This is a genomic window from Agromyces sp. NPDC055661 (assembly GCF_053618135.1).
The window spans coordinates 1,549,845-1,574,077 of record NZ_JBSHHC010000001.1 but is presented as its reverse complement, the minus strand read 5'-3'; the positions used below and the strand labels follow the sequence as shown (position 1 = coordinate 1,574,077).

25 protein-coding genes are annotated in these 24,233 nt (G+C 72.1%); 18 read left to right on the top strand and 7 right to left on the bottom strand.

Features of this window, described 5'->3' with window-relative positions; all coding sequences use genetic code 11:
* The first annotated feature begins 12 nt into the window (after positions 1-12).
* From ACWGO8_RS07155 to ACWGO8_RS07145, 3 genes are all read left to right on the top strand, one after another.
* Positions 13-951, top strand: a complete 939-nt coding sequence (locus ACWGO8_RS07155) for an LssY C-terminal domain-containing protein (protein ID WP_452042399.1) — start codon at positions 13-15, stop codon at positions 949-951.
* A complete protein-coding gene (locus ACWGO8_RS07150) occupies positions 948-1,484 on the top strand; it encodes a hypothetical protein (protein WP_452042398.1) in 537 nt (178 codons plus the stop codon). The genes ACWGO8_RS07155 and ACWGO8_RS07150 overlap by 4 nt, the downstream gene beginning before the upstream one ends.
* Before the next feature lie 149 nt (positions 1,485-1,633).
* Positions 1,634-2,827 carry a fumarylacetoacetate hydrolase family protein gene (locus tag ACWGO8_RS07145; protein ID WP_452042397.1) on the top strand — a complete coding sequence of 398 codons (1,194 nt, stop codon included), beginning with the start codon at positions 1,634-1,636 and terminating at the stop codon, positions 2,825-2,827.
* A gap of 31 nt (positions 2,828-2,858) precedes the next feature.
* On the opposite strand, the gene ACWGO8_RS07140 is transcribed toward ACWGO8_RS07145, so the two are convergent.
* The gene (locus ACWGO8_RS07140) at positions 2,859-3,965 is read right to left on the bottom strand and encodes a DNA glycosylase AlkZ-like family protein (RefSeq protein WP_452042396.1); all 1,107 of its coding nucleotides are present in this window, start codon (positions 3,963-3,965) and stop codon (positions 2,859-2,861) included.
* Positions 3,966-4,097: 132 nt separating this feature from the next.
* Here ACWGO8_RS07140 and ACWGO8_RS07135 point away from each other — a divergent pair, with 132 nt between their 5' ends.
* Positions 4,098-5,204 (top strand): serine hydrolase domain-containing protein, encoded by a 1,107-nt coding sequence (locus tag ACWGO8_RS07135; protein ID WP_452042395.1) that lies wholly within the window; start codon positions 4,098-4,100, stop codon positions 5,202-5,204.
* 6 nt (positions 5,205-5,210) lie between these two features.
* Here ACWGO8_RS07135 and trhO read toward each other — a convergent pair whose 3' ends face one another.
* Positions 5,211-6,122, bottom strand: a complete 912-nt coding sequence (trhO, locus tag ACWGO8_RS07130) for an oxygen-dependent tRNA uridine(34) hydroxylase TrhO (RefSeq protein WP_452042394.1) — start codon at positions 6,120-6,122, stop codon at positions 5,211-5,213.
* A gap of 175 nt (positions 6,123-6,297) precedes the next feature.
* Here trhO and ACWGO8_RS07125 point away from each other — a divergent pair, with 175 nt between their 5' ends.
* Positions 6,298-6,834, top strand: a complete 537-nt coding sequence (locus tag ACWGO8_RS07125; RefSeq protein ID WP_452042393.1) for a YbhB/YbcL family Raf kinase inhibitor-like protein — start codon at positions 6,298-6,300, stop codon at positions 6,832-6,834.
* Between the two features lie 20 nt (positions 6,835-6,854).
* The gene (locus ACWGO8_RS07120; protein WP_452042392.1) at positions 6,855-7,433 is read left to right on the top strand and encodes a helix-turn-helix domain-containing protein; all 579 of its coding nucleotides are present in this window, start codon (positions 6,855-6,857) and stop codon (positions 7,431-7,433) included.
* Between the two features lie 30 nt (positions 7,434-7,463).
* Here ACWGO8_RS07120 and ACWGO8_RS07115 read toward each other — a convergent pair whose 3' ends face one another.
* Both ACWGO8_RS07115 and ACWGO8_RS07110 read right to left on the bottom strand, forming a co-directional pair.
* Complete coding sequence (locus tag ACWGO8_RS07115) at positions 7,464-7,772, bottom strand: PLD nuclease N-terminal domain-containing protein (protein WP_452042391.1); 309 nt, start codon at positions 7,770-7,772, stop codon at positions 7,464-7,466.
* Between the two features lie 22 nt (positions 7,773-7,794).
* Positions 7,795-8,433, bottom strand: a complete 639-nt coding sequence (locus ACWGO8_RS07110; RefSeq protein WP_452042390.1) for a LysE family translocator — start codon at positions 8,431-8,433, stop codon at positions 7,795-7,797.
* A gap of 85 nt (positions 8,434-8,518) precedes the next feature.
* Here ACWGO8_RS07110 and ACWGO8_RS07105 point away from each other — a divergent pair, with 85 nt between their 5' ends.
* Positions 8,519-9,016, top strand: a complete 498-nt coding sequence (locus ACWGO8_RS07105) for a MarR family winged helix-turn-helix transcriptional regulator (protein ID WP_452042389.1) — start codon at positions 8,519-8,521, stop codon at positions 9,014-9,016.
* On the top strand, positions 9,013-9,708 hold the full coding sequence (locus ACWGO8_RS07100; protein WP_452042388.1) for a GNAT family N-acetyltransferase: 696 nt from the start codon (positions 9,013-9,015) through the stop codon (positions 9,706-9,708). Before ACWGO8_RS07105 ends, ACWGO8_RS07100 begins: the two co-directional genes overlap by 4 nt.
* A 16-nt stretch (positions 9,709-9,724) precedes the next feature.
* Here the strand turns inward: ACWGO8_RS07100 and ACWGO8_RS07095 are convergent, their stop codons facing one another.
* Positions 9,725-10,105: a VOC family protein gene (locus ACWGO8_RS07095; protein ID WP_452042387.1), complete on the bottom strand. Its 381-nt coding sequence runs from the start codon at positions 10,103-10,105 to the stop codon at positions 9,725-9,727.
* A gap of 59 nt (positions 10,106-10,164) precedes the next feature.
* Between ACWGO8_RS07095 and ACWGO8_RS07090 the strand changes: the two genes are divergently transcribed.
* The 3 genes from ACWGO8_RS07090 to ACWGO8_RS07080 all read left to right on the top strand — a co-directional run bounded on the left by ACWGO8_RS07090 (position 10,165) and on the right by ACWGO8_RS07080 (position 13,730).
* Positions 10,165-11,286 carry an enoyl-CoA hydratase/isomerase family protein gene (locus ACWGO8_RS07090; protein ID WP_452042386.1) on the top strand — a complete coding sequence of 374 codons (1,122 nt, stop codon included), beginning with the start codon at positions 10,165-10,167 and terminating at the stop codon, positions 11,284-11,286.
* 72 nt (positions 11,287-11,358) lie between these two features.
* A complete protein-coding gene (locus ACWGO8_RS07085) occupies positions 11,359-12,897 on the top strand; it encodes an MmgE/PrpD family protein (protein ID WP_452042385.1) in 1,539 nt (512 codons plus the stop codon).
* Positions 12,898-12,899: 2 nt separating this feature from the next.
* Positions 12,900-13,730 (top strand): oxidoreductase, encoded by an 831-nt coding sequence (locus ACWGO8_RS07080; protein ID WP_452042384.1) that lies wholly within the window; start codon positions 12,900-12,902, stop codon positions 13,728-13,730.
* Here the strand turns inward: ACWGO8_RS07080 and ACWGO8_RS07075 are convergent.
* Positions 13,705-14,220 carry an N-acetyltransferase family protein gene (locus ACWGO8_RS07075; RefSeq protein ID WP_452042383.1) on the bottom strand — a complete coding sequence of 172 codons (516 nt, stop codon included), beginning with the start codon at positions 14,218-14,220 and terminating at the stop codon, positions 13,705-13,707. The two genes, ACWGO8_RS07080 and ACWGO8_RS07075, sit on opposite strands and share 26 nt — an antisense overlap.
* Before the next feature lie 69 nt (positions 14,221-14,289).
* On the opposite strand from ACWGO8_RS07075, the gene prpB reads away from it, so the two are divergent.
* From prpB to ACWGO8_RS07040, 7 genes are all read left to right on the top strand, one after another.
* Positions 14,290-15,189, top strand: coding sequence for a methylisocitrate lyase (gene prpB / locus ACWGO8_RS07070; RefSeq protein WP_452042382.1), 900 nt, complete (start codon positions 14,290-14,292; stop codon positions 15,187-15,189).
* A gap of 7 nt (positions 15,190-15,196) precedes the next feature.
* Positions 15,197-16,588 carry an amidase gene (locus ACWGO8_RS07065; RefSeq protein WP_452042381.1) on the top strand — a complete coding sequence of 464 codons (1,392 nt, stop codon included), beginning with the start codon at positions 15,197-15,199 and terminating at the stop codon, positions 16,586-16,588.
* A gap of 66 nt (positions 16,589-16,654) precedes the next feature.
* A complete protein-coding gene (locus ACWGO8_RS07060; RefSeq protein ID WP_452042380.1) occupies positions 16,655-18,406 on the top strand; it encodes an alpha-keto acid decarboxylase family protein in 1,752 nt (583 codons plus the stop codon).
* Positions 18,407-18,495: 89 nt separating this feature from the next.
* On the top strand, positions 18,496-19,659 hold the full coding sequence (locus ACWGO8_RS07055) for a bifunctional 2-methylcitrate synthase/citrate synthase (RefSeq protein WP_376952760.1): 1,164 nt from the start codon (positions 18,496-18,498) through the stop codon (positions 19,657-19,659).
* Between the two features lie 4 nt (positions 19,660-19,663).
* Positions 19,664-20,302, top strand: coding sequence for a dihydrofolate reductase family protein (locus ACWGO8_RS07050; protein WP_452042379.1), 639 nt, complete (start codon positions 19,664-19,666; stop codon positions 20,300-20,302).
* 136 nt (positions 20,303-20,438) lie between these two features.
* Positions 20,439-22,397 (top strand): hypothetical protein, encoded by a 1,959-nt coding sequence (locus ACWGO8_RS07045; protein WP_452042378.1) that lies wholly within the window; start codon positions 20,439-20,441, stop codon positions 22,395-22,397.
* 105 nt (positions 22,398-22,502) lie between these two features.
* Positions 22,503-23,066: a thioesterase family protein gene (locus ACWGO8_RS07040; RefSeq protein WP_452042377.1), complete on the top strand. Its 564-nt coding sequence runs from the start codon at positions 22,503-22,505 to the stop codon at positions 23,064-23,066.
* 18 nt (positions 23,067-23,084) lie between these two features.
* On the opposite strand, the gene ACWGO8_RS07035 is transcribed toward ACWGO8_RS07040, so the two are convergent.
* Positions 23,085-24,209, bottom strand: a complete 1,125-nt coding sequence (locus ACWGO8_RS07035; RefSeq protein WP_452042376.1) for an AI-2E family transporter — start codon at positions 24,207-24,209, stop codon at positions 23,085-23,087.
* Positions 24,210-24,233: the final 24 nt, after the last annotated feature.

Sequence of the window (24,233 nt, the reverse complement as noted above, 5' to 3'; positions counted from 1 at the left end):
TACGATGCAGGCATGGGCGGGGCGGGCGCCGAGCGGAACGGCGCGACGGTCGAACCGGCGCGGCGGCGTCGGTTCTCGTTCAACGCGATGCTCGACGGCTTCTTCTTCGTGTTCGCGGGGCTCGCGTCGCTCTGGCTCGCCTACCTGCTGCTCAGCGAGTCGTTCGCGTTCGGCTGGTGGGGCATCGTCGTCTTCCTCGCGTTCTGGCTCGTGCTCGCCTACCTCGTGCTGCCGCGCATCCACCGGATCCTCACGACCATCTACGTGCCCGACTACTTCATGGGCCGCACGCGCACGAGCGATGGACTGCTCGGCGATCCCGTGAACCTCGCCCTCCTCGGCGACGACGCGCAGCTGCTCGCGACGATGGACGCGGCGAAGTGGACGCGTGCCGACGACGTGACCCTGAGGTCGAGCTGGCGCATCGTCATGTCCACGATCACGCGGCGCAGCTACGACGAGGCGCCCGTCAGCCCGCTCTTCCTCTTCGGGCGCACGCAGGACTACGCGTTCCAGCAGGAGGTCGAGGGCAATCCCGCCAAGCGCCACCACGTGCGCTTCTGGCGGTGTCCCGACGGGTGGCTCCTGCCGGGCGGCGCACGGGTCGACTGGCTCGCCGCCGGCACGTTCGACCGGGCCGTCGGCCTCTCGCTGTTCACGTTGCAGATCACGCACAAGATCGACGCCGACACCGACGTCGAACGCGATCACATCATCGCCACGCTCGGTGCGGCGGATCCGGCGGTCGCGGTCACCGTGCTGAAGGACTTCTCGTCGGGCTACCACTCGCGCAACGGCGGCGGCGACACGATCCGCACCGACGGCGACCTGCCCGTCATCGACCTCCGCGAGGTCGGGGTGACGGATGCCGCGGGCGCGGGCGAGCCCGCCGAGGCATCCGTCACCGGGGGAGCGCCGACTGCGGCATCCGTCATCGGAGGCGCCCCGTGAGCCGCGACACGACCAAGCGGCCGGCCTTCGAGCCGGCGTCGGAGCTCGCGCAGGCCGGGCCTCGCGACCCGCGGATGCGTCGACCGGTCCCCACGACCATGGGCGCCGCGCTCGTGCTGCTGCGCGTGCTCGCGGGCATCGCCTGGCTGATCGCGCTCGCCGCGCAGTGGAACGACCTCATCGCCGAGCAGTTCGTCGAGGTGCCGATCGACCCCGACGACCCGGCCGTGAGCGCCGCGCTGTGGTTCGTCCTCGCGTTCGGCGGCGTGCTGCTGCTGTTCGACCTCGTCATGGCGGTGCTCATCTCCCTCGGCTTCAACTGGCCCCGGATCGTCGTGATGGTGTTCTCGACGCTGAGCATCAGCGGCACGTTCGCCGCGTGGTGGGCCGGCGACCAGAACATCGCGCTCGACCAGACGCTGTTCACCCTCGCGCTCGACATCCTCATCATGCTGGCGCTCTCGAGCCGAGCCGCACGCGACTACGCCCGGCGCAACGACCGGCGGCTGGCTCGGGCGAGGGCGTCGGCCTGACCATTTCCCGGGTTCGGTGCCCGATCGCGCGCGTTCTCGGCTGCGCGGGCGCGATTGATCGGATGTCTGGCAGACTCGACCTGGCGAAGGCCGGTGCTGCCCGACGTGGCCCGACGTGGCCCGATCCGACCCGACGAACGGAGACGACGATGACGACGCCCTCGACCACCGCGTGGCCGGTGGGAGCCGAGCTCCTGCCCGTCGACGGCGCCGCCGGCACGCTCGTGGGGCGTGCGTGGGTGCCGGATGCCGCGGGCCCGAGCGTCGTGGCCGTGCGCGAGTCGGGCGTGGTCGACGTGTCGGCGACGTTCCCGACCATGCGGAGTCTCACCGAGCACCCGGATCCGGCGGCCGCGGTGCGCGCGGCCGGCGGCCCGGTGCTCGGCTCGCTCGACGAGCTCGCGGCGAACACGCCGCCCGAGCTGCGGCGGCCCGACCGGCCCTGGCTCCTGTCGCCCATCGACCTGCACGTCGTGAAGGCGGCGGGCGTGACGTTCCCGGTCTCGATGCTCGAGCGCGTGATCGAGGAGCGCGCCCGCGGCGACCAGGATGCGGCGGCCGCGATCCGCGAGGAGATCGGTGCGACGATCGGCGGGTCGCTCGACGCGCTGCGACCCGGGTCGCCCGAGGCGGCCCAGCTGAAGGCGTTCCTCGTCGATCGCGGCTGGTGGAGCCAGTACCTCGAGGTCGGGATCGGCCCCGACGCGGAGGTGTTCACGAAGGCGCCCGTGCTCTCCACGGTGGGCGCGCTCGTCGACGTCGGCGTGCACTCGGTGTCGGAGTGGAACAATCCCGAGCCCGAGGTCGTGCTCGTCGTGGCATCCGACGGCCGCATCGTCGGCGCGACGCTCGGCAACGACGTGAACCTGCGCGACATCGAGGGGCGCAGCGCGCTGCTGCTCGGCCAGGCGAAGGACAACAACGCGTCCGCCGCCGTCGGGCCGTTCGTCCGGCTCTTCGACGAGTCCTACGACCTCGATGCGCTCCGCGGGTCCGTCGTGCGACTGGAGATCGAGGGGCATGACGGCTTCCGCCTCGAGGGGGTCAGCGAGCTCGCCCGGATCAGCCGCGATCCCTCCGACCTGGCGCGACACGTGATCGGTGCGCACCACCAGTACCCCGACGGGTTCGTGCTCTACCTCGGCACGATGTTCGCGCCCGTCGACGACCGCGACGCGCCCGGCCGCGGCTTCACCCACCACGACGGCGACCTCGTGCGCATCTCCGAGCCGAGGCTCGGCACGCTCGTCAACCGCGTCCGGTCGAGCGAGGCCGCAGCGCCGTGGACGTTCGGCATCGACGCGCTCTACCGGAACCTCGCCGCCAGGGGGCTGCTGACCTGAGCGGGCGGATGCCGCGAGCGCAATGCCGCGCTCATGCGAGCCCCACCGCGCGGCCGCCGATGTCCAGCCCGAGCCATCCGGCCAGCGAGTCGAGCTCCTCGAACACCGCCTCGACGAGGTCACGAGTGAACGGCTCGTCCTCGTGGATCGCGTCGACCCGCAGCATCCCGGCGGCCCGGTCGGCGGTCGCGTCGACCTTGCCGATGAGCCGGTCGCCGTGCAGGATCGGCATCGCCCAATACCCCCACCTGCGCTGGTCGCGCGGCTTGTACATCTCGAGCACGTACTCGTAGCCGAACAGCTCCTCGAGCCGCTTGCGGTCGAACACGAGCCGATCGAGCGGCGAGAGCAGCGCGGTGCGTCCGGCGAGCGGCTCGTCGAGGTGCTCGAGCGCGCCGGGGTCGACCCGCCAGGTGCCGCGGAGGCCCTCGACGCGCGCCGGCTCGCCGATGCCGCGCGTGTCGATGGGCTCGGCCGGAGACCCGCCCGCCTTGCGCTCGCGCAGGATGCCGAGGGACGCGAGCCGTCGCTCGTTCCGCTGCACGTACGCGTCGGATGCCTCGAGCTCGGGCACCTCGGGGTAGACGCGCTCGGCGAGATCCCACAACCGCTGCCCGTCGCGACGGGCCGACATCGCGATGTCCCCGCGCATCATGAGGCACTCGAGCATGATCGTGACGTTGCGGTCGTTCGTCCACCCCGTCGACGACCAGGGCACGGCCGCGGTGTCGGGGATCTCGGTCGCGGGCAGCGGGCCCGATCCGCTCAGCCGCACGACGATGTCGCGACGGAACGCGTCGTTCGCCTCGATCCAGTTGCGCGTGCGTTCGTGCTTCGGCCAGCGGCGCATCATCGGGCGGAAGAGGCGCAGGTCGTCCATCGGCCGGACCATGAGGTCGAGCTCGAACAGCGTGCGGTCGACCTCCAGTCGGGCGGTCACCTCGGCGGGGTCGTAGGCCTCGCCGAGCCGGCTCCAGAGCACGACGTCGGCGCTGGGTGCGACGGCCGACACGGGGTCGACCTTCACGAACGTGAGTCGATCGATGGCGTCGAGCACGCCCCCCGGGCGTTTCGCCTCGAGCGCCTGCGCGCGCACGGCGATGCGTCGCGCCTGCTCGACGGTCAGCTCGACGACCATGCGGGCGATGTTACCGACGACGACCGTCGCTCGTTCGCGGCCGGTCGCGCCGATCGCGCCGAACCGCGCCCCGCGAGGCGTGCCCCGTTCGCGTGCTGACGGGCGAACGGCGTCGGGAGTAGCATCCGGCGCATGGGCACGTCTCGTGCCGATCGGATCCGGCGCACCGCGGCAGCCGCGGTGCTGGTGGCGGGGGCGTTCGCGTTCACGGGCTGCATCACGTCGTCGGCCGAACCCGTCGCCCAGTCCTCGCCCCCGGCATCCGACGCCGAATCGGAGTTCGAGCGCGACGTCAGGACGACGTTCGACAGCTACGACTGGCAGCAGACGGCGGTCGCGATCATCCACGAGGACGGCGACGTCGAGCGCGTCTACGTCGGATCCGACGAGGAGACCGCGTTCGAGATCGGCTCCATCACGAAGACGATGACCGGTCACCTGTTGGCCGAGGCGATCGAGCGTGGTGAGGTGGCGCTCGACGACCCGCTCGGTCGGCACCTTCCGCTGGGCGAAGCCCCGACCGCCGCGGTCACGCTCCGGTCGCTGGCGACCCACTCGAGCGGGCTGCCCAGGGACCCGTCCGATCCCGCGACGACCGCCGCACTCGCGGAGGAGGAGATCAGCGGTGCGGATCCGTACGACTACACCCTCGACGAGTTGCTTGAGCTCGCGCGGACCGAGACCCTCACGCCGTCGGACGGGCCGGTCTACAGCAACTTCGCGGCAGCCCTGCTGGGGCAGGCGCTGGCCGCAGCGGCCGGCACCGACTACGGGACGCTGCTGCAGGACCGGCTGCTCGGGGCGATCGGGATGGACGACGCCGTACTCGTCGAGGAGCCGAGCGACGTGCCGGCGTCCCTCGCCGGCGGTCATCGTCCCGACGGGCAGCCGGTGGAGGCGTGGGCGAGCGGAGCCTACAGCCCGGCCGGCGGTGTCGACGCCACCCTCGACGACCTGGTCGCCTATGCGCAGGCCATGCTCGACGGGCCTCTGAGCGACAGTGCCGCGCTCGAGCCGATCGCGCCGGGCTGGAACAAGAACTGGGAGTTCGGCTACTTCTGGTGGGTGGAGGACGGACCGGCCCGGGTCCTCACCCTCCACGACGGCAGGTCGGGCGGATTCTCGAGCGCCCTGCTGATCGACCGCGATGCCGGCACCGCGTCGGTCGTGCTCTCGAACATGATCACGGATCCGGTCGAACCCGCCCTTCGCTATCTCGTCCGATTCGCCGGCGACTGAGCGGGATCAGGCGGTGGCGCCGACGATCGAGCCCGCGTGCTCGTCGCAGGCGACCGCGTCGCACGACGTGCACACGACGAACTGGCGGCGGCACGCGGCATCCGGGCAGTTGGCCGTGCGGTTCGTCGGCTCGTCGCAGCCCGCGCAGCGGCCGATCACCGCGGCGTCGTCGCTGAAGTCGACCGAGCCGCGGCCGTCGAACACGTAGAGCGAGCCCTCCCAGAGGCCGCGGTCGCCGAAGCGCTCGCCGTACGTCACGATGCCGCCCTCGAGCTGGTACACCTCGCCGAAGCCGCGGTTCGCCATGAGGCTCGAGAGCACTTCGCAGCGGACGCCGCCGGTGCAGTAGGTGACGACCGGCCGCCCCTTGAGGTGGTCGTACGCGCCGGCGTCGAGCAGGCCGACGAAGTCTCGCGTCGTGTCGGAGGGCGGCACGATCGCGTCGCGGAAGCGGCCGATCTGCGCCTCGAGTGCGTTGCGCCCGTCGAAGAACACGACCTCGTCACCGCGCGCCGCGACGAGCTCGTGCAGCTCGTCTGGCGACAGGCGTGCGCCGCCGCCGACCACGCCGTCGTCGTCGACCTGCAGTTCGCCGGGCGCGCCGAACGAGACGATCTCGTCGCGCACCTTCACGCTGAGCTTGGGGAAGTCGAGGCTCGCGCCCGACTCGTCGAAGCCCGTGCCCTCGCTCCACTTGAAGTCGACGTGCTTGAACGCGGGGTAGTCACGGGTCTTCCGGATGTATCGCTTGAGCGCGCCGAGTTCGCCGCCGAGCGTGCCGTTGAGGCCGTCCTTCGAGACGAGGATGCGCCCGCGCAGTCCGAGCGACTCGGCCAGGTCGCGCTGCCACAGCCGTACAGCCTCGGGGTCGGCGAGCGGCGTGAAGGCGTAGTACAGCAGGATCTTCGCGACGGGCATCCCGCGATCATACGAGCGGATGCCGCGAGTCGGCCGAGTGCGAGCGGGTGCGCGCGGGTGCGTGGGTGCGATCCCGCGGCGAATCCGCCGACCCGCGGCGCCCGCCTCCCGGTCCCGGAGCCTGCGACGTAGGCTGGCGACGACGGCACCCGCCCATCCGATGAGGAGGATCGCGATGCTCGACGTCCACCCCTACGAGGCACTCCAGCGACTGCGACCGGTCGAGTCCTTCACCGTGACGAGCACCGACGTCGCGGAGGGCGAACCCCTCGCCCGCCCGCAGTGGAGCACCGCCGCCGGCGGCGTCGACCGCGCGCCGCAGCTCTCGTGGTCGGGCTTCCCCGAGCGCACCCGCAGCTTCGCGATCACGTGCCTCGACCCCGATGCACCGAGCGGCTCGGGATGGTGGCACTGGGCGGTCGCGAACATCCCCGTGTCGGTCACCAGCCTCGAGTCGGGTGCCGGGTCCGCCGGCGGGCCGGCCCTCCCCGACGGCGTCATCGTGCTGCGGAACGAGGACGGCACGCGCGGCTTCATCGGGGCGGCCCCGCCGCGCGGCACGGGCGTCCACCGCTACCACTTCGTCGTGCACGCCCTCGACGTGCCGAGCCTCGACCTCGATCCGGATGCCACGTCGGCGGTGCTCGGCGCACGGTGCTTCTTCCATGCGCTGGCCCGCGGCATCCTCACGCCCACCGCCACGCGCGACTGACCCGCTAGCGTGGCAGCATCATGCGCCCGATGCCGCTCGAACCGAACACCCGCCGGGTGGCGATCGGATCGCGCCTGCGCGCGGCGCGGAAGGCGCAGCAGCTGACGATCGACGAGGTCGCCCGCATCACCGGGCTCACCAAGGGGTTCCTCTCGCGGGTCGAGCGCGACATGACCTCGCCGAGCGTCTCGTCGCTCATCACGCTGTGCGACGTGCTCTCGATCTCGGTCGGGTCGCTCTTCGAGGCGCCCGACGTGCAGTTCGTGCCGGCCGGCACGGGTCCACGTATCAACCTCGGCGGCGTCGACACGGAGGAGCGCCTGCTCTCGCCGCGCTCCGAGTCGCGCGTGCAGGTCATCCGCTCGGTGATCGAGCCCGGCGGGCACGGCGGCGAGGAGCTCTACGCGGTCGCCGCCGACGTCGACGTGCTGCACGTGCTCTCGGGCCGCATCGAGGTGCGCTTCTCGGACCAGGACTGGGAGCTGGGACCCGGCGACAGCCTCACGTTCAACGGGCACGAGCCGCACAGCTGGCGCGTCGCCGGCGGCGGCGGCGCCGAGGTCATCGGGGTGCTCGTGCCCGCGCTCTGGAGCTCATGACGGTCGTCGCTCCTCGACCACCGGTCTCGTTCAGCGCGTCGCGCGACGCTTGCGCCGCTGCGCGGCGCGATCGGGCAGCCGTCCGAAGATGAAGTAGGAGAGCGGCCCCACGAAGTTGATCGTGATGGCGAGCGCCCACAGGGGCTTCGGCCCGCGCACGTACTTCGCGGGCCGCCGCGCGAGGTCCGTCCACGCGATCGCCGCGAGCGTGAGCTGGATCAGCCCCGAGATGATGGAGCCGGTCCGCTCCTGCGGCGTGAGGTCCTTCCAGGTCCGCTTCGGCGGGCGTCCGAGCTTCTTCACGCCGGGTACCACGTCCTGCGGTTCGGTGTCGGTCATGACCGCTCCCTCCGGTGGTGGGTCATTGCTTGTTCCCGCTGAGGGCGAGCACGCCGCCGAGCCCGATCATCATGACGCCGCCGGTCGCGGCGAGGTGGGCGGCGCGCTTCGGCGACCGCGCGAACCAGTCGCGTGCGGCGCTCGCGGCGATCGCCCAGATCGAGTCGCAGAGCAGGGCGAGCACGACGAACACGACGCCGAGCTCGAACAACTGCAGCGGGATCGACCCTGCGGAGAAGTCCACGAACTGCGGCAGGACCGCGACGAAGAACGCGATGGTCTTCGGGTTGGTGATGCCCACGACGAATCCCTCGCCGAGCTGGCGCCAGTGCGAGCGGGTCGGGACCTCGCCGTTGACGGCGGCCGCGGCATCCGCTCGGTGCCGGATGGCCTGGATGCCGAGGTAGACGAGGTAGAGCGCGCCGGCGAACTTGATGACCGTGAAGATCACGACCGACTGCGCGACGATGGCGCCCACGCCGAGGGCCACGGCCGCCACGAGGGGCAGCATGCCGAGGGCGTTGCCGAGCACGCTGAGCAGGCCGCCGAGGCGCCCGAGCGCGAGGGAGCGCCCGATCACGAACAGCACGCTCGGACCGGGGATGACGATGAGCACGATCGACGCGAGGACGAACGCACCCAGGTTCTCGAGGGGGACCACCGAAGCATGGTATCTCCGCGCCCTTGCATTCACATAACAGGTTATATAACGTGTTATGCAGTAACCGGCCGAGCAGGGAGACGAGATGGTCGACGACGTCGTGGAGCAGCTGGGCCACCTCGCGCTGGGAACCCGCCTCAAGCGCATCGGCGAGCGGCTGCAGGGCGAGACCACGCGGTTCATCGCCGCCGACGGCCTCGCGGTGCCCGCGAGCGCGTTCCCGCTCCTCGCCGCGCTCGATCGTCCCGGCGGCCTCACCGTGGGGGAGCTCGCCGACGCCATCGGCGTGAGCCAGCCCGCCGTCACCCGCACGGTGACGCGGCTCGCGCACGACGGGCTCGTGACCGTGGCGAGCGAGGCTTCCGACCGCCGGCGCCGGTCGGTGCAGCTCACCGAGGCCGGTGAGGACGTGGTGTCCCGGGCCCGCACGGCCGTGTGGCCGCACGTCGAGGCAGCGGTCGCCGAGGCCTGCGCCGGGCTCGAGGGTCCGCTGCTCGCGCAGCTCGCCGAGCTCGAGGCCCGGCTCGATGCCGAGCCCGTCGACCGCCGCGCGGCACGGCTCGCGGAGGAGGCGGCACGGTGACGCGGCATCCGCTCGATCGGCCGATCTGGAGCGCGCTCACGACGCGACAGCGCGGCTTCTCCATCGGCGACGGCCTCGCCCGCCGCTTCGTCGCCGAGGTCGGTCCGTTCGCCGCGATCGGCGACGACGACGCGCCGCACCTCGACGCGCTGTCGGCGCTGATCGACGCGCATGGGCCGGTCGTGCTCCTCCAACGCGGCGAGATCTCGCGTCCGCCCGGGACGCGCACCACGCTCGACGCCGCCGGCGTGCAGCTCGTGCTCGACCGCCTGGCGCCCGTCGCGGCATCCGTCGACCTCGTGCCGCTGGGCGCGGCCGACGCGCCCGAGATGCTCGCGCTCGCGACGCTCACCGAGCCCGGGCCGTTCGGCCCGCGCACGCACGAGCTCGGCGGCTTCCTCGGCGTGAAGCTCGACGGGCGACTCGTCGCCATGGCCGGCGAGCGCATGAAGCCCGAGGGCTTCACCGAGGTGAGCGGCGTCTGCACGCACCCCGACCATCGCGGGCACGGCTACGCGGCCATGCTCTCGACGGCGGTCGCCGAGCGCGTCCTCGCCCGCGGCGAGACGCCGTTCCTGCACGCGTATGCGTCGAACACCGCCGCCATCGGGCTGTACGAGCGGCTCGGCTTCCGCCTGCGCACCGACGTCGGCGTCGTCCGGTTGGTCCCCGGCGGGGACGCCCGGGCCTGATCGCGTCGGCCGCCCGCTACTCCTCCTCGGGCGGCGGGGCGATCGCCGCGCCGAGCCGGATGCGCGTGCCGAACGGGTCGGTCACGAGCGAGGTGCGCTCGCCCCACGGCTGGTCGACGGGCTCCTCGACGACGGATGCCCCGGCCGCGGCGAGCTCGCGCGTCATCCGGTCGACATCGTCGACGTAGAACCAGAGCAGCACGTTGCCCGGCGGGGGCGGCTGCTCGGCGAGGCCGATCCCCAGCGACGAGGACCCCACCGCCAGCGAGACGTAGACCGGTGTGCCGTCGTCGCCCGGGAACTCGTAGGTCACCACGCCGCCGAACGTGTCGCGGTAGAACGCGAGGGCCGCCGGAAGGTCGGACACCTCGAGGATCGGGAACGCCGATTCGATCATGACTCCTCCTCCAGAACTGGAGGCTACGCGACCGGCGGGGATGCGGCTACGGTGGCACCGTGAGCGACCAGATCTCGGTGACGGTGGCCGACGGGGTCGGGCACGTCACCCTCGACCGCCCCCAGGCGCTCAACGCCCTGAGCTACGAGATGATCCGCGAGCTCACCGACGTGTTCGAGTCGTGGATCGACGACTCCGAGGTCGGGATCGTGGTGCTCGACGGCGCGGGGGAGCGGGGCTTCTCGGCCGGCGGCGACATCCGCGAGCTCTACGGCTTCGCCGTCGACGGCAACGCGGGCGAGGCGCGCGACTTCTTCCGCTCGGAGTACCGCCTCGATGCGCTCATCGCGCGGTACCCGAAACCCGTCGTCGCGATCATGGACGGCATCACCATGGGCGGCGGCATCGGCCTCGCCGGGCACGCCGCGATCCGCATCGTGACCGAGCGCTCCCGCGTGGCGATGCCCGAGACCCGCATCGGCTTCACGCCCGATGTCGGCGGCTCGTGGCTCCTGGCCAGGGCGCCCGGCGAGCTCGGGGTGCACCTCGCGCTCAACTCGCGCACCATGGACGCCGCCGACGCGCTGCACGCCGGCTTCGCCGACGCGTTCGTGCCGTCGGAGCGGCTGCCGCACCTGCTGCAGGCGCTCGCCGAGCGTGCCGACCCCGGCAGCCCCGCCGAGATCGTGATGCTCTTCGACGAGACGCCCGGCCCGTCGGCGCTCGCGCTCGCGCGCGACTGGGTCGACGCCTGCTACTCCGCGCCCACCGTGCGCGAGATCATCACGCGGCTGCGCGCGTTCGCCGAGGGGACGCCGGATGCTGCGTCGAGCTCGTTCCCGGCGCATCCGCTCGACCCCGCGGCATCCGCCTACGCCGGCGCGGCCGCCGACGAGCTCGAGACCCTGTCGCCGACGGCGCTGACCGTCACGCTCGAGTCGGTGCGCCGCGCCCGCACGCTGCCGCGCCTCGAGGACGCGCTCGAGCAGGAGTTCCGCCTCGTCTCGTGGTTCATCGAGCAGCACGACCTGCGCGAGGGCATCCGCGCGCAGGTGATCGACAAGGACCGCTCGCCCAAGTGGAGCCCGTCCTCGCTCGAGGGCGTCGACCCGCACCTCGCGGCCGACGTCATCACGGCGCAGGTGCACGAGCCCGTCTGGCCCGATCGCGCCGTCGGGTGACCGAGGGCGCACGATGCGCAAGCCCCCGTGGCTCCGGGGCATCCGCACCCGCCATTCGATACGGTTGTGGGCGTGAAGAACCATCACCTGCGCACCCACCGGAGTGACGAGCACCTCGCCCGCGAGGGCCAGCTCGCCTGGCAGCTCGCCGGGGTCGCCACCGATCCCGTCGAACTCGACGACGAGGTCGTCGACATGGTCGTCAACCGGGTGATCGACAACGCGGCCGTCGCGGCCGCCTCGCTCGCCCGCAAGCCCGTGGTCTCGGCCCGCAGCCAGGCGCTCGCGCACCCGGTCTCGATCGGCGGCGACGGCGCCACGGTCTTCGGTGCGGATGCCGCGCGCCGCACGTCGCCCGAGTGGGCCGCCTGGGCGAACGGCGTCGCCGTGCGCGAGCTCGACTTCCACGACACGTTCCTCGCCGCGGACTACTCGCACCCGGGCGACAACATCCCGCCGATCCTGGCCGTCGCGCAGCACCTCGCCGCCGGGCGCGGCCTCACCGGCCGCGACGTCGTGCGCGCCATCGCCACGGGCTACGAGGTGCAGATCGACCTCGTGAAGGCGATCTCGCTGCACAAGCACAAGATCGACCACGTGGCACACCTCGGCCCGTCGGCCGCGGCCGGCATCGGCACGCTCCTCGGCCTCGACCAGGAGACGATCTTCCAGGCCATCGGCCAGGCGCTGCACACCACGACCGCGACGCGGCAGTCGCGCAAGGGCGAGATCTCGACGTGGAAGGCGCACGCCCCGGCGTTCGCGGGCAAGATGGCCGTCGAGGCGGTCGACCGCGCGATGCGCGGCGAGACGAGCCCCGTGCCGATCTACGAGGGCGAGGACGGCGTGATCGCCTGGCTCCTCGGCGGGCCCGAGGCGACCTACGAGGTGCCGCTGCCCGAGTCCGGCGAAGCCAAACGCGCCATCCTCGACTCGTACACGAAGGAGCACTCGGCCGAGTACCAGGCCCAGGCGTGGATCGACCTCGCGCGCAAGCTGCACGAGGAGTACCCGCTCATCCTCGACGACCCCGATCGCATCGAGTCGATCACGCTGCACACGTCGCACCACACGCACCACGTGATCGGCTCGGGCGCGAACGACCCGCAGAAGTACGACCCCGACGCGTCGCGCGAGACGCTCGACCACTCGATCCCGTACATCTTCGCGGTCGCCCTGCAGGACGGCACCTGGCACCACCACGACTCGTACACGCCCGAGCGGGCGCACCGGGCCGACACCGTCGACCTGTGGAAGAAGGTGTCGACCGTCGAGGACCCCGAGTGGACGCGTCGCTACCACTCGAACGACATCGAGGAGAAGGCGTTCGGCGGCAAGGTCGTCATCAAGCTCGCCGACGGCGGCGAGATCGTCGACGAGATCGCCGTCGCCGACGCGCATCCGCTCGGAGCCCGTCCGTTCGCGCGCGAGCAGTACGTGCAGAAGTTCCGCTCGCTCGCGGAGTGGGTGCTCGAGGAGGCCGAGATCGAGCGCTTCCTCGACCTGGCGCAGCGCCTGCCCGAGCTGGGCCCCGACGAGGTCGGCGGCCTCACCTTCACCGCGGCGCCCGGCGCCCTCGTCGGCGTCGACATCCCGACCGGCCTGTTCTAGCCATGACCGAGGGCCGCGTCGCGCTGATCACCGGGGCATCCTCTGGCATCGGCGAGGCGACGGCGCTCGAGCTCGCCGCGCGCGGCTTCACCGTCTACGGGGTCGCGCGGCGGATCGACCGCATGGCCGGCCTGACCGCGCACGGCGTGCACGTGTTCGAGATGGACGTCACGGATGACGCGTCGATGACGTCGGGCGTCGAGCGGATCCTGCGCGAGGAGGGCCGCATCGACGTGCTCGTCAACAACGCAGGGTACGGATCGTACGGCGCACTGGAGGACGTGCCGATCGAGGAGGCGCGCCGCCAGTTCGAGGTGAACGTGTTCGGGCTCGCGCGGCTCACCCAGCTCGTCCTGCCGCACCTGCGCGCGCAGCGGAGCGGCAGGATCATCAACGTCTCGTCGATCGGCGGCAAGTTCTACGAGCCGCTCGGCGCCTGGTACCACGCCACGAAGTTCGCGGTCGAGGGGCTGAGCGACTCGCTCCGGCTCGAGCTGCGCCCGTTCGGCGTGCATGTCGTGATCATCGAGCCCGGCACGATCCGCACCGAGTGGGGCGGGATCGCAGCCGACAGCGCGACCGCCAGGTCGGGCGGCACCGCCTACGCGCGCCAGGCGAAGCGGCTCGCGCAGGTGTACGAGCTCGCCGACCGCCCGGGCGTCGGCGCCTCGCCGCGGGTCGTCGCCCTGGCGATCGCGCGGGCCGCGACCGACCGCCGACCGCGGATCCGCTACGCGGTGCCGTTCGGCGCGAAGGCGCTCCTCGCGCTGCGCCGGCTCATGACCGACCGGGCGTTCGACTGGGCGATCATGCGGGCCTACGGTCCACGCTGAGTCGCAGCATCCGGATGTCGCGGACGCCGTCCTCGACCTGCACGGTGCCGTCGGCGACGAACCCGTGCTTGCGGTAGAACGCCTGCGCGCGCGGGTTCGGGTCGGCCACCCAGAGCGCGACGTCCTCGTCGGGACGGACGACGGCGTCGAGCAGCGCGAGTCCCGCACCCGACCCGTGCTCCGCCGCCACGACGTAGAGCACGTAGAGGTGGTGATCCCACTCGAGCGCGGGGTCGTCGACGGGGCCCGACATGGCGACGCCGATCACCTCGCGGCCGCGCTCGGCCACCGCGATGCGGTTCCGGCGGTAGCGCTCGTCGGTGAGCGCCGCGGTCCAGAACCGCTCGCGCGCGGACTCGAAGCCGGGGTCGTCGAGCACGTGGTCGGGGACGACTCCACGGTAGGTCTCGCGCCAGGAGCGCACGATCACCCGCGCCATCTCCGTCGCGTCCTCGGGGCGCGCGCGGCGTACCGTCACCGGAGGCCTCATGTGCGAACCCTACCGAGCCGGCCGGTCGTCGCTCGCACGCGATTAGGGTGGATCGGAGGAGGCCCAACCATGCTCTACGCCCAGAAGTCCCCTTCCGAGAAGCGCCGCCTCTTCCGAGAGCGGCTGGATACGGGGCGGATCATGCGCTTCCCCGGCGCGTTCAACCCGCTGTCGGCTCGGCTCATCGAGCAGAAGGGCTTCGAGGGCGTCTACATCTCGGGCGCCGTGCTCTCGGCCGACCTCGGCCTGCCCGACATCGGCCTCACGACCCTCACCGAGGTCGCCGGCCGCGCCAAGCAGATCACGCGCATGACCGAGCTGCCGGCCATCGTCGACGCCGACACGGGCTTCGGCGAGCCGATGAACGTCGCCCGCACCGTGCAGGAGATGGAGGATGCCGGGCTCGTCGGCCTGCACATCGAGGACCAGGTCAACCCGAAGCGCTGCGGGCACCTCGACGGCAAGCAGGTCGTCGACGAGCACACCGCGCTGCAGCGCGTGCGCGCCGCGGTCGACGCTCGCCGGGATCCGAACTTCCTCATCATGGCGCGCACCGACGTGCGCGCCGTCGACGGGCTGCAGGCCGCGGTCGACCGGGCGAAGCGGCTCGCCGACGCGGGCGCCGATGCGATCTTCCCCGAGGCGATGGCCTCGCTCGAGGAGTTCGCCGCGATCCGCGCGGCCGTCGACGTGCCGCTGCTCGCCAACATGACCGAGTTCGGCAAGAGCGACCTCTTCACGGTGCAGCAGCTCGCCGACATCGGCATGAACATCGTGATCTGGCCGGTGTCGTTGCTCCGGCTCGCGATGGGCGCCGCCGTGCGTGCCCTCGACGAGCTCCAGGCGACGGGTTCGCTCGACGCGAAGCTCGAGGAGATGCAGCACCGGGCCGACCTCTACGAGCTCATCGACTACGAGGGCTACAACCGGTTCGACACCTCGATCTTCAACTTCGACGTCGCCCGCTGACCCCGACATGACCGGCGCCGCTCCGCTCCCGCAGACCGCCGGTTCGCTCGCGTCGGCGTACGCGACGGGTTCGACGAGTCCGGTCGAGGTCGCCGAGGAGGTGCTCGCCCGCGTCGCCGCCCGCGAGCACGAGGTGAAGGCGTTCGCCGACTTCGACGCGGCATCCGTGCGCGCCGGTGCACGCGCCAGCGCCGCCCGGTGGCGTCGGGGCGAGACGCTCGGCCCGCTCGACGGCGTGCCGGTCACGGTGAAGGAGAACATGCACCGGGTCGGCGTCCCGGCGCGCGGCGGCACCGCGGGCTCGAGCCCGGTGGTGCCCGAGGAGGACTCGCCGATCGTCGCGCGCCTGCTCGAGGGCGGCGCCGTGATCGTCGGGTCGACGACGATGCCCGACTGGGGCATGCTGTCGTCGGGCGTCTCGAGCCTGCACGGCATCACGAGGAGCCCGCTCGACCTCGCCCTCACCGTCGGCGGATCGTCGAGCGGCGCCGGTGCGGCCGCGGCGGCCGGGTTCGGCGTGGTGAACATGGGCACCGACATCGGCGGGTCCGTGCGGTTCCCGGCGGCCTGGCTCGGGCTCGCGGCGCTGAAGCCGAGCGCCGGACGCATCCCGATCGACACGCCGTACCTCGGCCGCGCGGCCGGGCCGATCGCGCGCACGGTCGCCGACCTCGCCGCCGGGATGGCGGTGGTCTCGCGACCCGACATGCGCGACTACACCTCGCTTCCGCCCGCCGACATCGACTGGGACGACCTCGCGATCGACCCGGCCGGCCTGCGGATCGCCCTGCACCTCGACGCCGGGGCCGGAATGCCCGTCGACCCCGCGATCCGCTCCGCCGTGGTCGCGGCCGCCGACCGGTTCGCCGACGCGGGCGCCGAGATCGTCGAGCTGCCCGGCTTCATCGACGACGGCGTGCTCGACGACGTCGACACGTTCTGGCGGGTGCGGTTCTGGCGCACCTACGACGAGCTCGGCGCCGCGCGGCGGGCACTCGTGCTTCCGTACATCGTGGAGTGGGTGGCGAAGGGCGCCGATGTGAGCGGCACCCGCGCGCTCCAGGCGTACGAGGCGATCGGCGAGCTGCGGCGCCGCACGGTGCTCGCGACGGCGCCGTTCGACGCGGTGCTCTCGCCGGTCGCGCCGATGCTCGCCTTCCCCGCCGATTGGCCGATGCCGTGGGGCCACGACGACCGCGGCATGGCGCACATCGCGTTCACCATGCCGTACAACATGTCGGGCCAGCCGGCCTCGAGCATCAACGCGGGGTTCGCCGCGGACGGCCGGGCGATCGCGCTGCAGGTCGCGGGTCCACGGTTCGCCGACCGGCGGGTGCTCGCCCTCTCGTCGTGGTGGGAGCAGGCGCGACCCGAGTCGGCCGTGCCGTCGTTTCCGTGAACCGAGCCGGCGTCGAGGCGCACGTCCGTCGTTGACGCTGCCCGCGCCCGCGCCGATCATGAACCCATGAGCGACGCGAACGTGACGACGTACCTGCTCGACCGCCTCGCCGCCGCCGGGGTCGATCGCATCTTCGGCGTCCCGGGAGACTTCACGCTCGCGATGCTCGACGACATCGACGCGCACGCGACGGTTGCCTGGGTCGGCTGCGCGAACGAGCTCGGCGCCGGATACGCCGCCGACGGCTACGCGCGCATCCGCGGCCTCGGCGTGGTCTGCACCACGTTCGGCGTCGGGGAGCTCAGCGCGATCAACGCCATCGCCGGGGCGTACGCCGAGCACGTGCCCGTCCTCCACGTGGTCGGTTCGCCGGCCACGGCGACTCAGGCCGCCGCCCGGGCGACCCACCACACGCTCGGCGACGGCGATTTCGGCCACTTCGCGCGGATGGCCGCCGAGGTCACGCAGGTCCAGGCGGTCCTGACCGTCGAGAACGCCTCCGAGGAAATCGACCGGGTCATCCGGGAGACCCTGGCCGCTCGCCGCCCCGGCTACCTCCTCATCCCGGCCGACGTCGCGGCGGCGCCGCTCGCCGCGCCGTCGGCGGACCTTGCCGCCGTCGAGGCGGAGGCCGCCGACGCCGAGGTGCTCGCCGACCTCCGCGACGCCGTCGCGGCTGCGCTCGAGGGCGCGTCGTCGGTGGCCGTGCTCGCCGACATCCTCGTGCAGCGCATGGGTGCCGAGCGCGCCCTGCACGACCTGCTCGCGCTCGGGGTGCCGCACGCGGTCTCCCTCTGGGGCCGGCGGGTCGTCGACGAGAGCGTGCCGCACTACGCCGGCCCCTACGTCGGAGCGGTGAGCGAACCGGCCGCGAGGTCCGTCGTCGAGGACGCCGACGTGCTCGTCTTGGCCGGCGTGCAGTTCACCGACCTCATGTCCGGGTTCTTCTCCCAGCACCTGCCCGAGACCACGATCGACATCGGCCCGCGGCGCACCCGGATCGGCGACCGCGAGTTCGGACCCGTCCCGATGGCCGAGGCGCTCGGCGTCGTCGCCGACGCGATCGACGACGCGCGGGCAGCCGGGCGGCTCGTGCTGCCGGGCGTGGCAGCTTCGGTATCGGCAACATCAGCGACGGCGGCAGCGGATGCCGCGACAGCCGCAGTCGCTCCGGTCACTGCAGGCACCGGCCCCGCGGCATCCGACGACCCGGATGCCCAGCTCACCCAGGCCGCGCTCTGGGACGTGGTCTCGGCGCAGCTGCGGAGCGGCGACGTGGTGATCGCCGACCAGGGCACTGCGTTCTACGGCATGGGCACGCACCGGATGCCGGCGGGCGTCACGTTCATCGGGCAGCCGCTCTGGGCGTCGATCGGGTACACGCTGCCCGCCCTGCTCGGCGCGGCGCTCGCCGACCGCTCGCGCCGCCCGATCGTGCTCATCGGCGACGGCGCCGCCCAGCTCACGGTCGCGGAGCTCGGGACGCTCGCCCGCGACCGGGTGCCGGCCGTCGTCCTCGTCGTGGACAACGGCGGCTACACGGTGGAGCGGGCCATCCACGGGCGCACCGCGGCCTACAACGACATCGCCGGCTGGGACTGGGCTGCGCTCGCCGCTGCCTTCGACCCGACCGGATTCGCGCTCGGCGCGCGTGCCACGACCGCCGCCGAGGTCGCCGACGCGTTCGCGCGGCACGACGCCCGGGGCGACGGGCTCACCGTCATCCAGGCCGTGGTGCCGCCGCTCGACGTGCCCCCGCTGCTCAGCGCGCTGGCCGAGGCGGCCGCCCGCGCCAACCGCGCCGCGTCGCAGGGCTGACGGCGGCGGTGGCGGCACGATCGGCGGTCGCGCCGTAGGCTGGTCAGGCGGACGCGCTGGGGCGAACCGCAGATCCCATGAGGAGCACGATGAGCGACGTCCAGACGCAGGCCGCGCAACCGCAGCAGCCGGTCATCTACAAGGGCCTGGCGGGAGTCCCCGTCGACTACACCGCGATCTCGAAGGTCAACCCCGAGACGAACTCGCTGCTCTACCGCGGCTACCCCGTGCAGGAGCTCGCGGCATCCGTCACCTTCGAGGAGGTCGCGTACCTGCTCTGGTACGGCGAACTGCCCGACGACGACCAGCTCGCCGCGTTCGAGGAGCGCGAGCGGTCGCTGCGCGGCCTCGACCACGTGACCAAGCGCATCGTCGACGAGATCCCGGTGACGGCGCATCCGATGGACGTGCTCCGCACCGCCGTGAGCGTCATCGGCGCGAGCGACCCGATGACGCCCGACGACTCGCCCGAGGCGAACCTCGACAAGGCGATCCGACTGTTCGCGAAGCTGCCCTCGATCGTGACGTACGACCAGCGCCGACGCCACGAGCTCGAGTTCGTCGAGCCGCGCGACGACCTCGGCTACTCCGCCAACTTCCTCTGGCAGGCCTTCGGCGAGGTGCAGGAACTGCCCGTCGTGAACGCCTTCGACGTGTCGATGATCCTGTACGCCGAGCACTCGTTCAACGCGTCGACGTTCACGGCGCGCGTGATCGCGTCGACACTGTCCGACCTGTACTCGGCCGTCACGGGCGCGATCGGCGCGCTCAAGGGCCCGCTGCACGGCGGCGCCAACGAGGCCGTCATGCACGCGTTCGAGGAGATCGGCCCGGGCGAGGGCGGCGCCGACCGTGCGGTCGCCTGGCTCGACACCGCGCTCGCGGAGAAGCGCAAGATCATGGGCTTCGGACACCGCGTCTACAAGCACGGCGACTCGCGCGTGCCCACGATGCGCGACTCGCTCGAGCGCATGGTGGAGTACTACGACCGGCCCGACCTGCTCGAGCTCTACGTCGCGCTCGAGGACGCCATGGCGGAGCGCAAGAACATCAAGCCGAACCTCGACTACCCGGCAGGCCCCACGTACCACCTGATGGGCTTCGACACCGAGATGTTCACGCCGCTCTTCGTGGCGAGCCGCGTGACGGGGTGGACCGCCCACGTCATGGAGCAGCTCGCGGCCAACGCGCTCATCCGCCCGCTGTCGGTGTACAACGGTCCCGACGAACGGCACGTCCCCGTCAAGGGCTGAGCGGATGTCGCACGTCTTCCTCGAGATGACGATGACGCTCGACGGGTTCACCGCCGCACCGGGCGTCAGCATCGAGCATCCGCTCGGCATCGGCGGGGAGCGCGTGCACGACTGGCTGCGCGGGAGCGACGGCCCCGCGGAAGTGGGCCTCGGCCCCGAGGGCGCCGCCGACGCGACGCCCGACGAGATCGACCTCAGCGTGGCCGCCCGCATGTTCGACACCACCGGTGCGTTCGTGATCGGACGCCGCACGTTCGATGTCGGCGAAGTGCCGTGGGGCGACGACGAGGCGTTCGAGGGCCGTCCGGTCTTCGTGGTCACGAGCCGCGGCCGCGAGCCCATCGAGCGCGGCGGCTCCCGGTTCGAGTTCGTCACGGGTGGCGTGGGCGAGGCGGTCGACCGCGCGATGACCGTCGCGCACGCGGCATCCGTCTGCATCATGGGTGGGGCGGATGTCGCGCGCCAGTCGCTCACCGCGGGCCTCGTCGACGAGGTGCGCCTGCACCTCGTGCCCATCCTGCTCGGCGGCGGCACGCGCCTGTTCCCCGACGCGACCGGACGCCGCATCGAGCTCGAACCGCTCGACGCCGAGCAGGGCGCGCTGGCGATGCACCTCCGCTACCGCGTCGAACGCGGCGCCTGACGCACGCCGCTGCGCGCGGCCGGCGCCGTTGCGCCCCGATCTGGGGAGCGCTGCCCGACCGCGTGGAGAGTAACGTCTGCGCCATCGGTCGGCGCCGGCCCGACGTCCGGCCGGGACCTCGGGGGGAGGTCGCGTCATGCCCGCACGTCGATCCACAGGGAGGAACGGCGGGTCGCGTCGGCTCCTCGCCGCCATCGGTGCCACGGGGATCGCGATCGCGGTCGTGGGCATCTCGTCGCCGGCGCAGGCCGCCGACGGCAACGTAGGGGTGTCGGTGATGCCCGCCTCGTCGGACTTCTTCGGCGGCGCGGGCAAGCCCGACTGGGTGGCGCCGGCGGCGACCATCGAGGTCTACGACGCCGACGGCGACGGATCGAGCCCGGTCATGACGACGCCTGCCGAAACCCAGGGGCTGTTCGGCGAGACGCAATGGCTCACGCTGCCCGACGGCCGTTACAAGGTCCGCACGGTCGTGGACGGCTACCTCCCGGCCTGGGCCGGCCTCGTGCAGGACGGCGGGCCGGACGCCCTCGACCAGTTCGCCGGCATCGTTCCGGCGTTCTACGACCTCCACCCGACCGTGACGTTCGCCACGGCGCCCGTGCTCGAGGTCGAGGCCGACGACGAGTCGACGGACCGACCCGCGCATGTCGTGTCCCTCGCCAGTCGGTCCGCCGCCTTCATCGGCGGGATCGTGATCACCGCCGACGACAGCCTGGACGGCGGCGCCCAGGTCGACCTCTTCCGGGTCGGGTCCGCGACGCCGCTCATGTCGCAGGCCACCGTCGAGGGCACGTACGTGTTCGACGACGTCCCGAACGGGAAGTTCCAGCTCCGATTCACGCAGGACGGCGTGGAGCAGTGGTGGCCGTTCGAGGACGACCGCAGCCGGGCCGCCGTGCTCGCGATGGACGGCACGGGTGGACGCGCCGCCCTCGACGCCCACTTCGGCGTGCCGGACCCGGAGGCGACGCCCGGCGAGTTCCTCACGATCTCGGGCGACCCGGTCGAGGGCGGCGTGCTGTCCCTCGTGCTCGACGCGCCACTCCCGTTCGACTCGGCCGACCTCCTCGGGAGCGAGGTGCTGAGCGGCATCCAGTGGTGGCGTGACGGCGTCGCGCTGCCGGGAGAGCACGGGAGGAGCCTGACCGTTCCGCAGGGCGCCGCGGGAGGAACGATCACGGCCACCGCACGGTTCACCCAGCTCCTCGGGTACTTCGACCGGTCGGTCTCCACACCGCCGGTCGGCCCGGTCGCCGCCTCGACGCTCCTGCCGCTGGCGCCGACGCCGGTGCCCACCATCAGCGGCACGTCGCAGGTCGGCGTGCCGCTGCGGGCGACGGTCGGCACGTGGGGCCCGGGGGCCACGACGAAGGCGATCCAGTGGAACGCCGACGGGGCGCCGATCGCGGGGGCCACGGCGGCGAGCTACACGCCGAAGGGCGCCGATGCGGGCTCGCAGCTCACGGTGACCGTGACCGCGTCGAAGCCCGGCTTCCAGGTCACCAGCCGAACGAGCGCGCCCACGGCTCCGATCGCCGAGGCCGCCTTCGCGAAGGCACCCGTGCCGGCCGTCAAGGGCACCTTGCGGCTCGGGAGCCCGCCGCTGACCGTCGCCACGGGAACGTGGGGTCCCGCCCCGGTGGTCCTGACGTACCAGTGGTTGCGGAACGGGCAGCCGATCGACGATGCGACCGCGGCCACGTACTCGCTGACCGCCGACGACCTGGGTGCGTCCCTCGCCGTCCGCGTCACGGGTCAGAAGCTCGGGTACCTCACGGCCATGCGCGAGAGCGCCCCGACAGCGTCGATCCTCGCGGGCAGGATCACGAACACGGTGCTCCCGTCGATCAGCGGCACGCCGCGCGTCGGCCAGGAACTCGCGGCCGCGCCGGGGTTGTGGACGCCGCCGGAGGTCGACCTCCAGTACGAGTGGCTGCGGGCCGGGGTGCCGATCCCGGGTGCCGTCGGAGCGACGTACACGCCGGTCGCGGCCGACGTGAACGCCGCGATCAAGGTCCGCGTCACCGCCTCGCTGCCGGGGTACACCTCGGTCGTGAAGACGAGCGCGGCGACGGCGAAGGTGCGCCCGTAGCGGCTTCACGCTTCGCACAACGCGGCGCGCGGCATCCGCGGCCGACCTGTGGCGACCCCCCAACGATGGAGGATCGACCATGTATCGGGCATACAGTCGTGCGTTATGCACATGTTGTTCCGCACGCTGCTGCACGTGCTCTTCCTCGCGCGACGCAAGCCCGACCTGAACCACTACGACGTCGCGCGCACGAACTTCATCACCCTGCCGACCGACCTCGACATCAACCGGCACATGAACAACGGCGTGTACTTCTCGATCATGGACGTCGCACGGTTCGACATGCTCGTGCGGAACGGCGTGTGGCGGGCGTTCCGCGACAAGGGCTGGTACCCGGTGGTCGCGAGCGAGACCATCACGTTCCGGAAGTCGCTGAGCCTCTGGCAGCGCTTCACGATCGAGTCGAAGCTCGTCGGCTACGACGACAAGGCGGTCTACGTCGAGCAGCGCTTCGTGCGCCCCGGCCCCGACGGCATCCCCGAGGTGTACGCGCAGGGGTTCATCCGGGCGCGCTTCCTGCGGAAGTCGGGCGGCACGGTGCCCGTCTCCGAGCTCATGGCCGAGTTCGGCGCGCTCGAGGGGGAGCGGATCCCCGAGTGGATCGAGCGGTGGGGCGAGGATGTCGCGCTGCCGGCCACGCGAGCCGAGGCGCCGTCCGTCTGGCACTAGCCGCGAGGCATCCGCTCGCTACGAGCGCGCCTTGGCCGGGACCACGACCTCCTTGATGATGAGGAGGATGCCGGCCGCGACCGGGATCGCGACGAGTGCGCCCGGGAGGCCCGCGAGCGTGCCGCCGGCGAGGGCCGCGATGAGCACGATCGAGCCGGGCACCTGCACGGCCTTCGACATGACGCGGGGCGTGAGGATGTACGCCTCGACCTGCATGTAGACGAGCATCGCGCCGAGCACGATGATGCCCGACAGCGGCGAGACGAAGAGCGCGAGCACCGTCATCACGATGGTCGTGAGCACCGTTCCGATGAGCGGGATGAGCGTGATGAAGAACGCGGAGACTGCGATCACGAGCGCGAACGGCACCTGCGCGATGAGCAGGATGATGAAGCTGAACGTCGCGTTGAAGAAGGCGAGGATGACCATGCCGCTCAGGTAGCGGCCCACGTTCTGCATGATCCGCTCGGCGTAGTCGACGACCCGCGCCCGGTGCGAGGCGGAGATGAGCGTGTAGATGGCGGCCTTGGAGGCGTCGAGCGTGGCGATGAAGTAGATCGTCAGGATGAAGATGAAGAATGCGGACGAGATCCCGCCGACGATCGCGAGGCCCACGTTGAGCGCGCCACCTCCGATGGTGGCCCAGGTGTTGGGATCGCTGATGACGCCGACCACCCAGTTGTAGATCGTCGTGAGGACGCCGCCCGAGCCCGAGGAGGCGTCGATGAACCACTGCTGCTGCTGGAGGTTGGCGTACATCTGGGGGAGCGACTGCACGAGGCTGACCGCCTGGGTGATCACGAGCGGGAGGACGATCCAGAGCAGGCCCGCGATCACGAGGATGAACAGGATGATCACGGTGAGGATCGCGACGCCGCGCTTCATGCCGCGGCGCTGGAACCAGCGCACGAGCGGGTCGAGGCCGAGCGTGATGAACATCGCGGCGAACACCGAGAAGAGCACGCCCGAGAGGCTGAGCAGCGTCCAGGCGAGCGCGAGGCCCAGGAGCACGCCGAGGGTCGCGATGAACGACCAGACGAGGGGCCGTTCCGACATGAAGTTCCTGCCCCGCCCGCGCCCGCCGTCGGGGCCGCCGCCCGTGCCCGTGGCGTGCTCGCGGGCGCGCCGCTCGATGCTCTTCACGGGCGCCAGCCTAGGGCTGAGGAT

Bases quoted from the DNA above. Each gene is read 5' to 3' on its own strand.
- ACWGO8_RS07155 (WP_452042399.1), top strand. From the start codon at position 13: ATGGGCGGGGCGGGCGCCGAGCGGAACGGCGCGACGGTCGAACCGGCG.
- ACWGO8_RS07145 (WP_452042397.1), top strand. From the start codon at position 1,634: ATGACGACGCCCTCGACCACCGCGTGGCCGGTGGGAGCCGAGCTCCTG.
- ACWGO8_RS07140 (WP_452042396.1), bottom strand. From the start codon at position 3,965: ATGGTCGTCGAGCTGACCGTCGAGCAGGCGCGACGCATCGCCGTGCGC.
- ACWGO8_RS07135 (WP_452042395.1), top strand. From the start codon at position 4,098: ATGGGCACGTCTCGTGCCGATCGGATCCGGCGCACCGCGGCAGCCGCG.
- trhO (WP_452042394.1), bottom strand. From the start codon at position 6,122: ATGCCCGTCGCGAAGATCCTGCTGTACTACGCCTTCACGCCGCTCGCC.
- ACWGO8_RS07125 (WP_452042393.1), top strand. From the start codon at position 6,298: ATGCTCGACGTCCACCCCTACGAGGCACTCCAGCGACTGCGACCGGTC.
- ACWGO8_RS07120 (WP_452042392.1), top strand. From the start codon at position 6,855: ATGCGCCCGATGCCGCTCGAACCGAACACCCGCCGGGTGGCGATCGGA.
- ACWGO8_RS07115 (WP_452042391.1), bottom strand. From the start codon at position 7,772: ATGACCGACACCGAACCGCAGGACGTGGTACCCGGCGTGAAGAAGCTC.
- ACWGO8_RS07105 (WP_452042389.1), top strand. From the start codon at position 8,519: ATGGTCGACGACGTCGTGGAGCAGCTGGGCCACCTCGCGCTGGGAACC.
- ACWGO8_RS07095 (WP_452042387.1), bottom strand. From the start codon at position 10,105: ATGATCGAATCGGCGTTCCCGATCCTCGAGGTGTCCGACCTTCCGGCG.
- ACWGO8_RS07080 (WP_452042384.1), top strand. From the start codon at position 12,900: ATGACCGAGGGCCGCGTCGCGCTGATCACCGGGGCATCCTCTGGCATC.
- ACWGO8_RS07075 (WP_452042383.1), bottom strand. From the start codon at position 14,220: ATGAGGCCTCCGGTGACGGTACGCCGCGCGCGCCCCGAGGACGCGACG.
- prpB (WP_452042382.1), top strand. From the start codon at position 14,290: ATGCTCTACGCCCAGAAGTCCCCTTCCGAGAAGCGCCGCCTCTTCCGA.
- ACWGO8_RS07065 (WP_452042381.1), top strand. From the start codon at position 15,197: ATGACCGGCGCCGCTCCGCTCCCGCAGACCGCCGGTTCGCTCGCGTCG.
- ACWGO8_RS07060 (WP_452042380.1), top strand. From the start codon at position 16,655: ATGAGCGACGCGAACGTGACGACGTACCTGCTCGACCGCCTCGCCGCC.
- ACWGO8_RS07055 (WP_376952760.1), top strand. From the start codon at position 18,496: ATGAGCGACGTCCAGACGCAGGCCGCGCAACCGCAGCAGCCGGTCATC.
- ACWGO8_RS07050 (WP_452042379.1), top strand. From the start codon at position 19,664: ATGTCGCACGTCTTCCTCGAGATGACGATGACGCTCGACGGGTTCACC.
- ACWGO8_RS07045 (WP_452042378.1), top strand. From the start codon at position 20,439: ATGCCCGCACGTCGATCCACAGGGAGGAACGGCGGGTCGCGTCGGCTC.
- ACWGO8_RS07040 (WP_452042377.1), top strand. From the start codon at position 22,503: ATGCACATGTTGTTCCGCACGCTGCTGCACGTGCTCTTCCTCGCGCGA.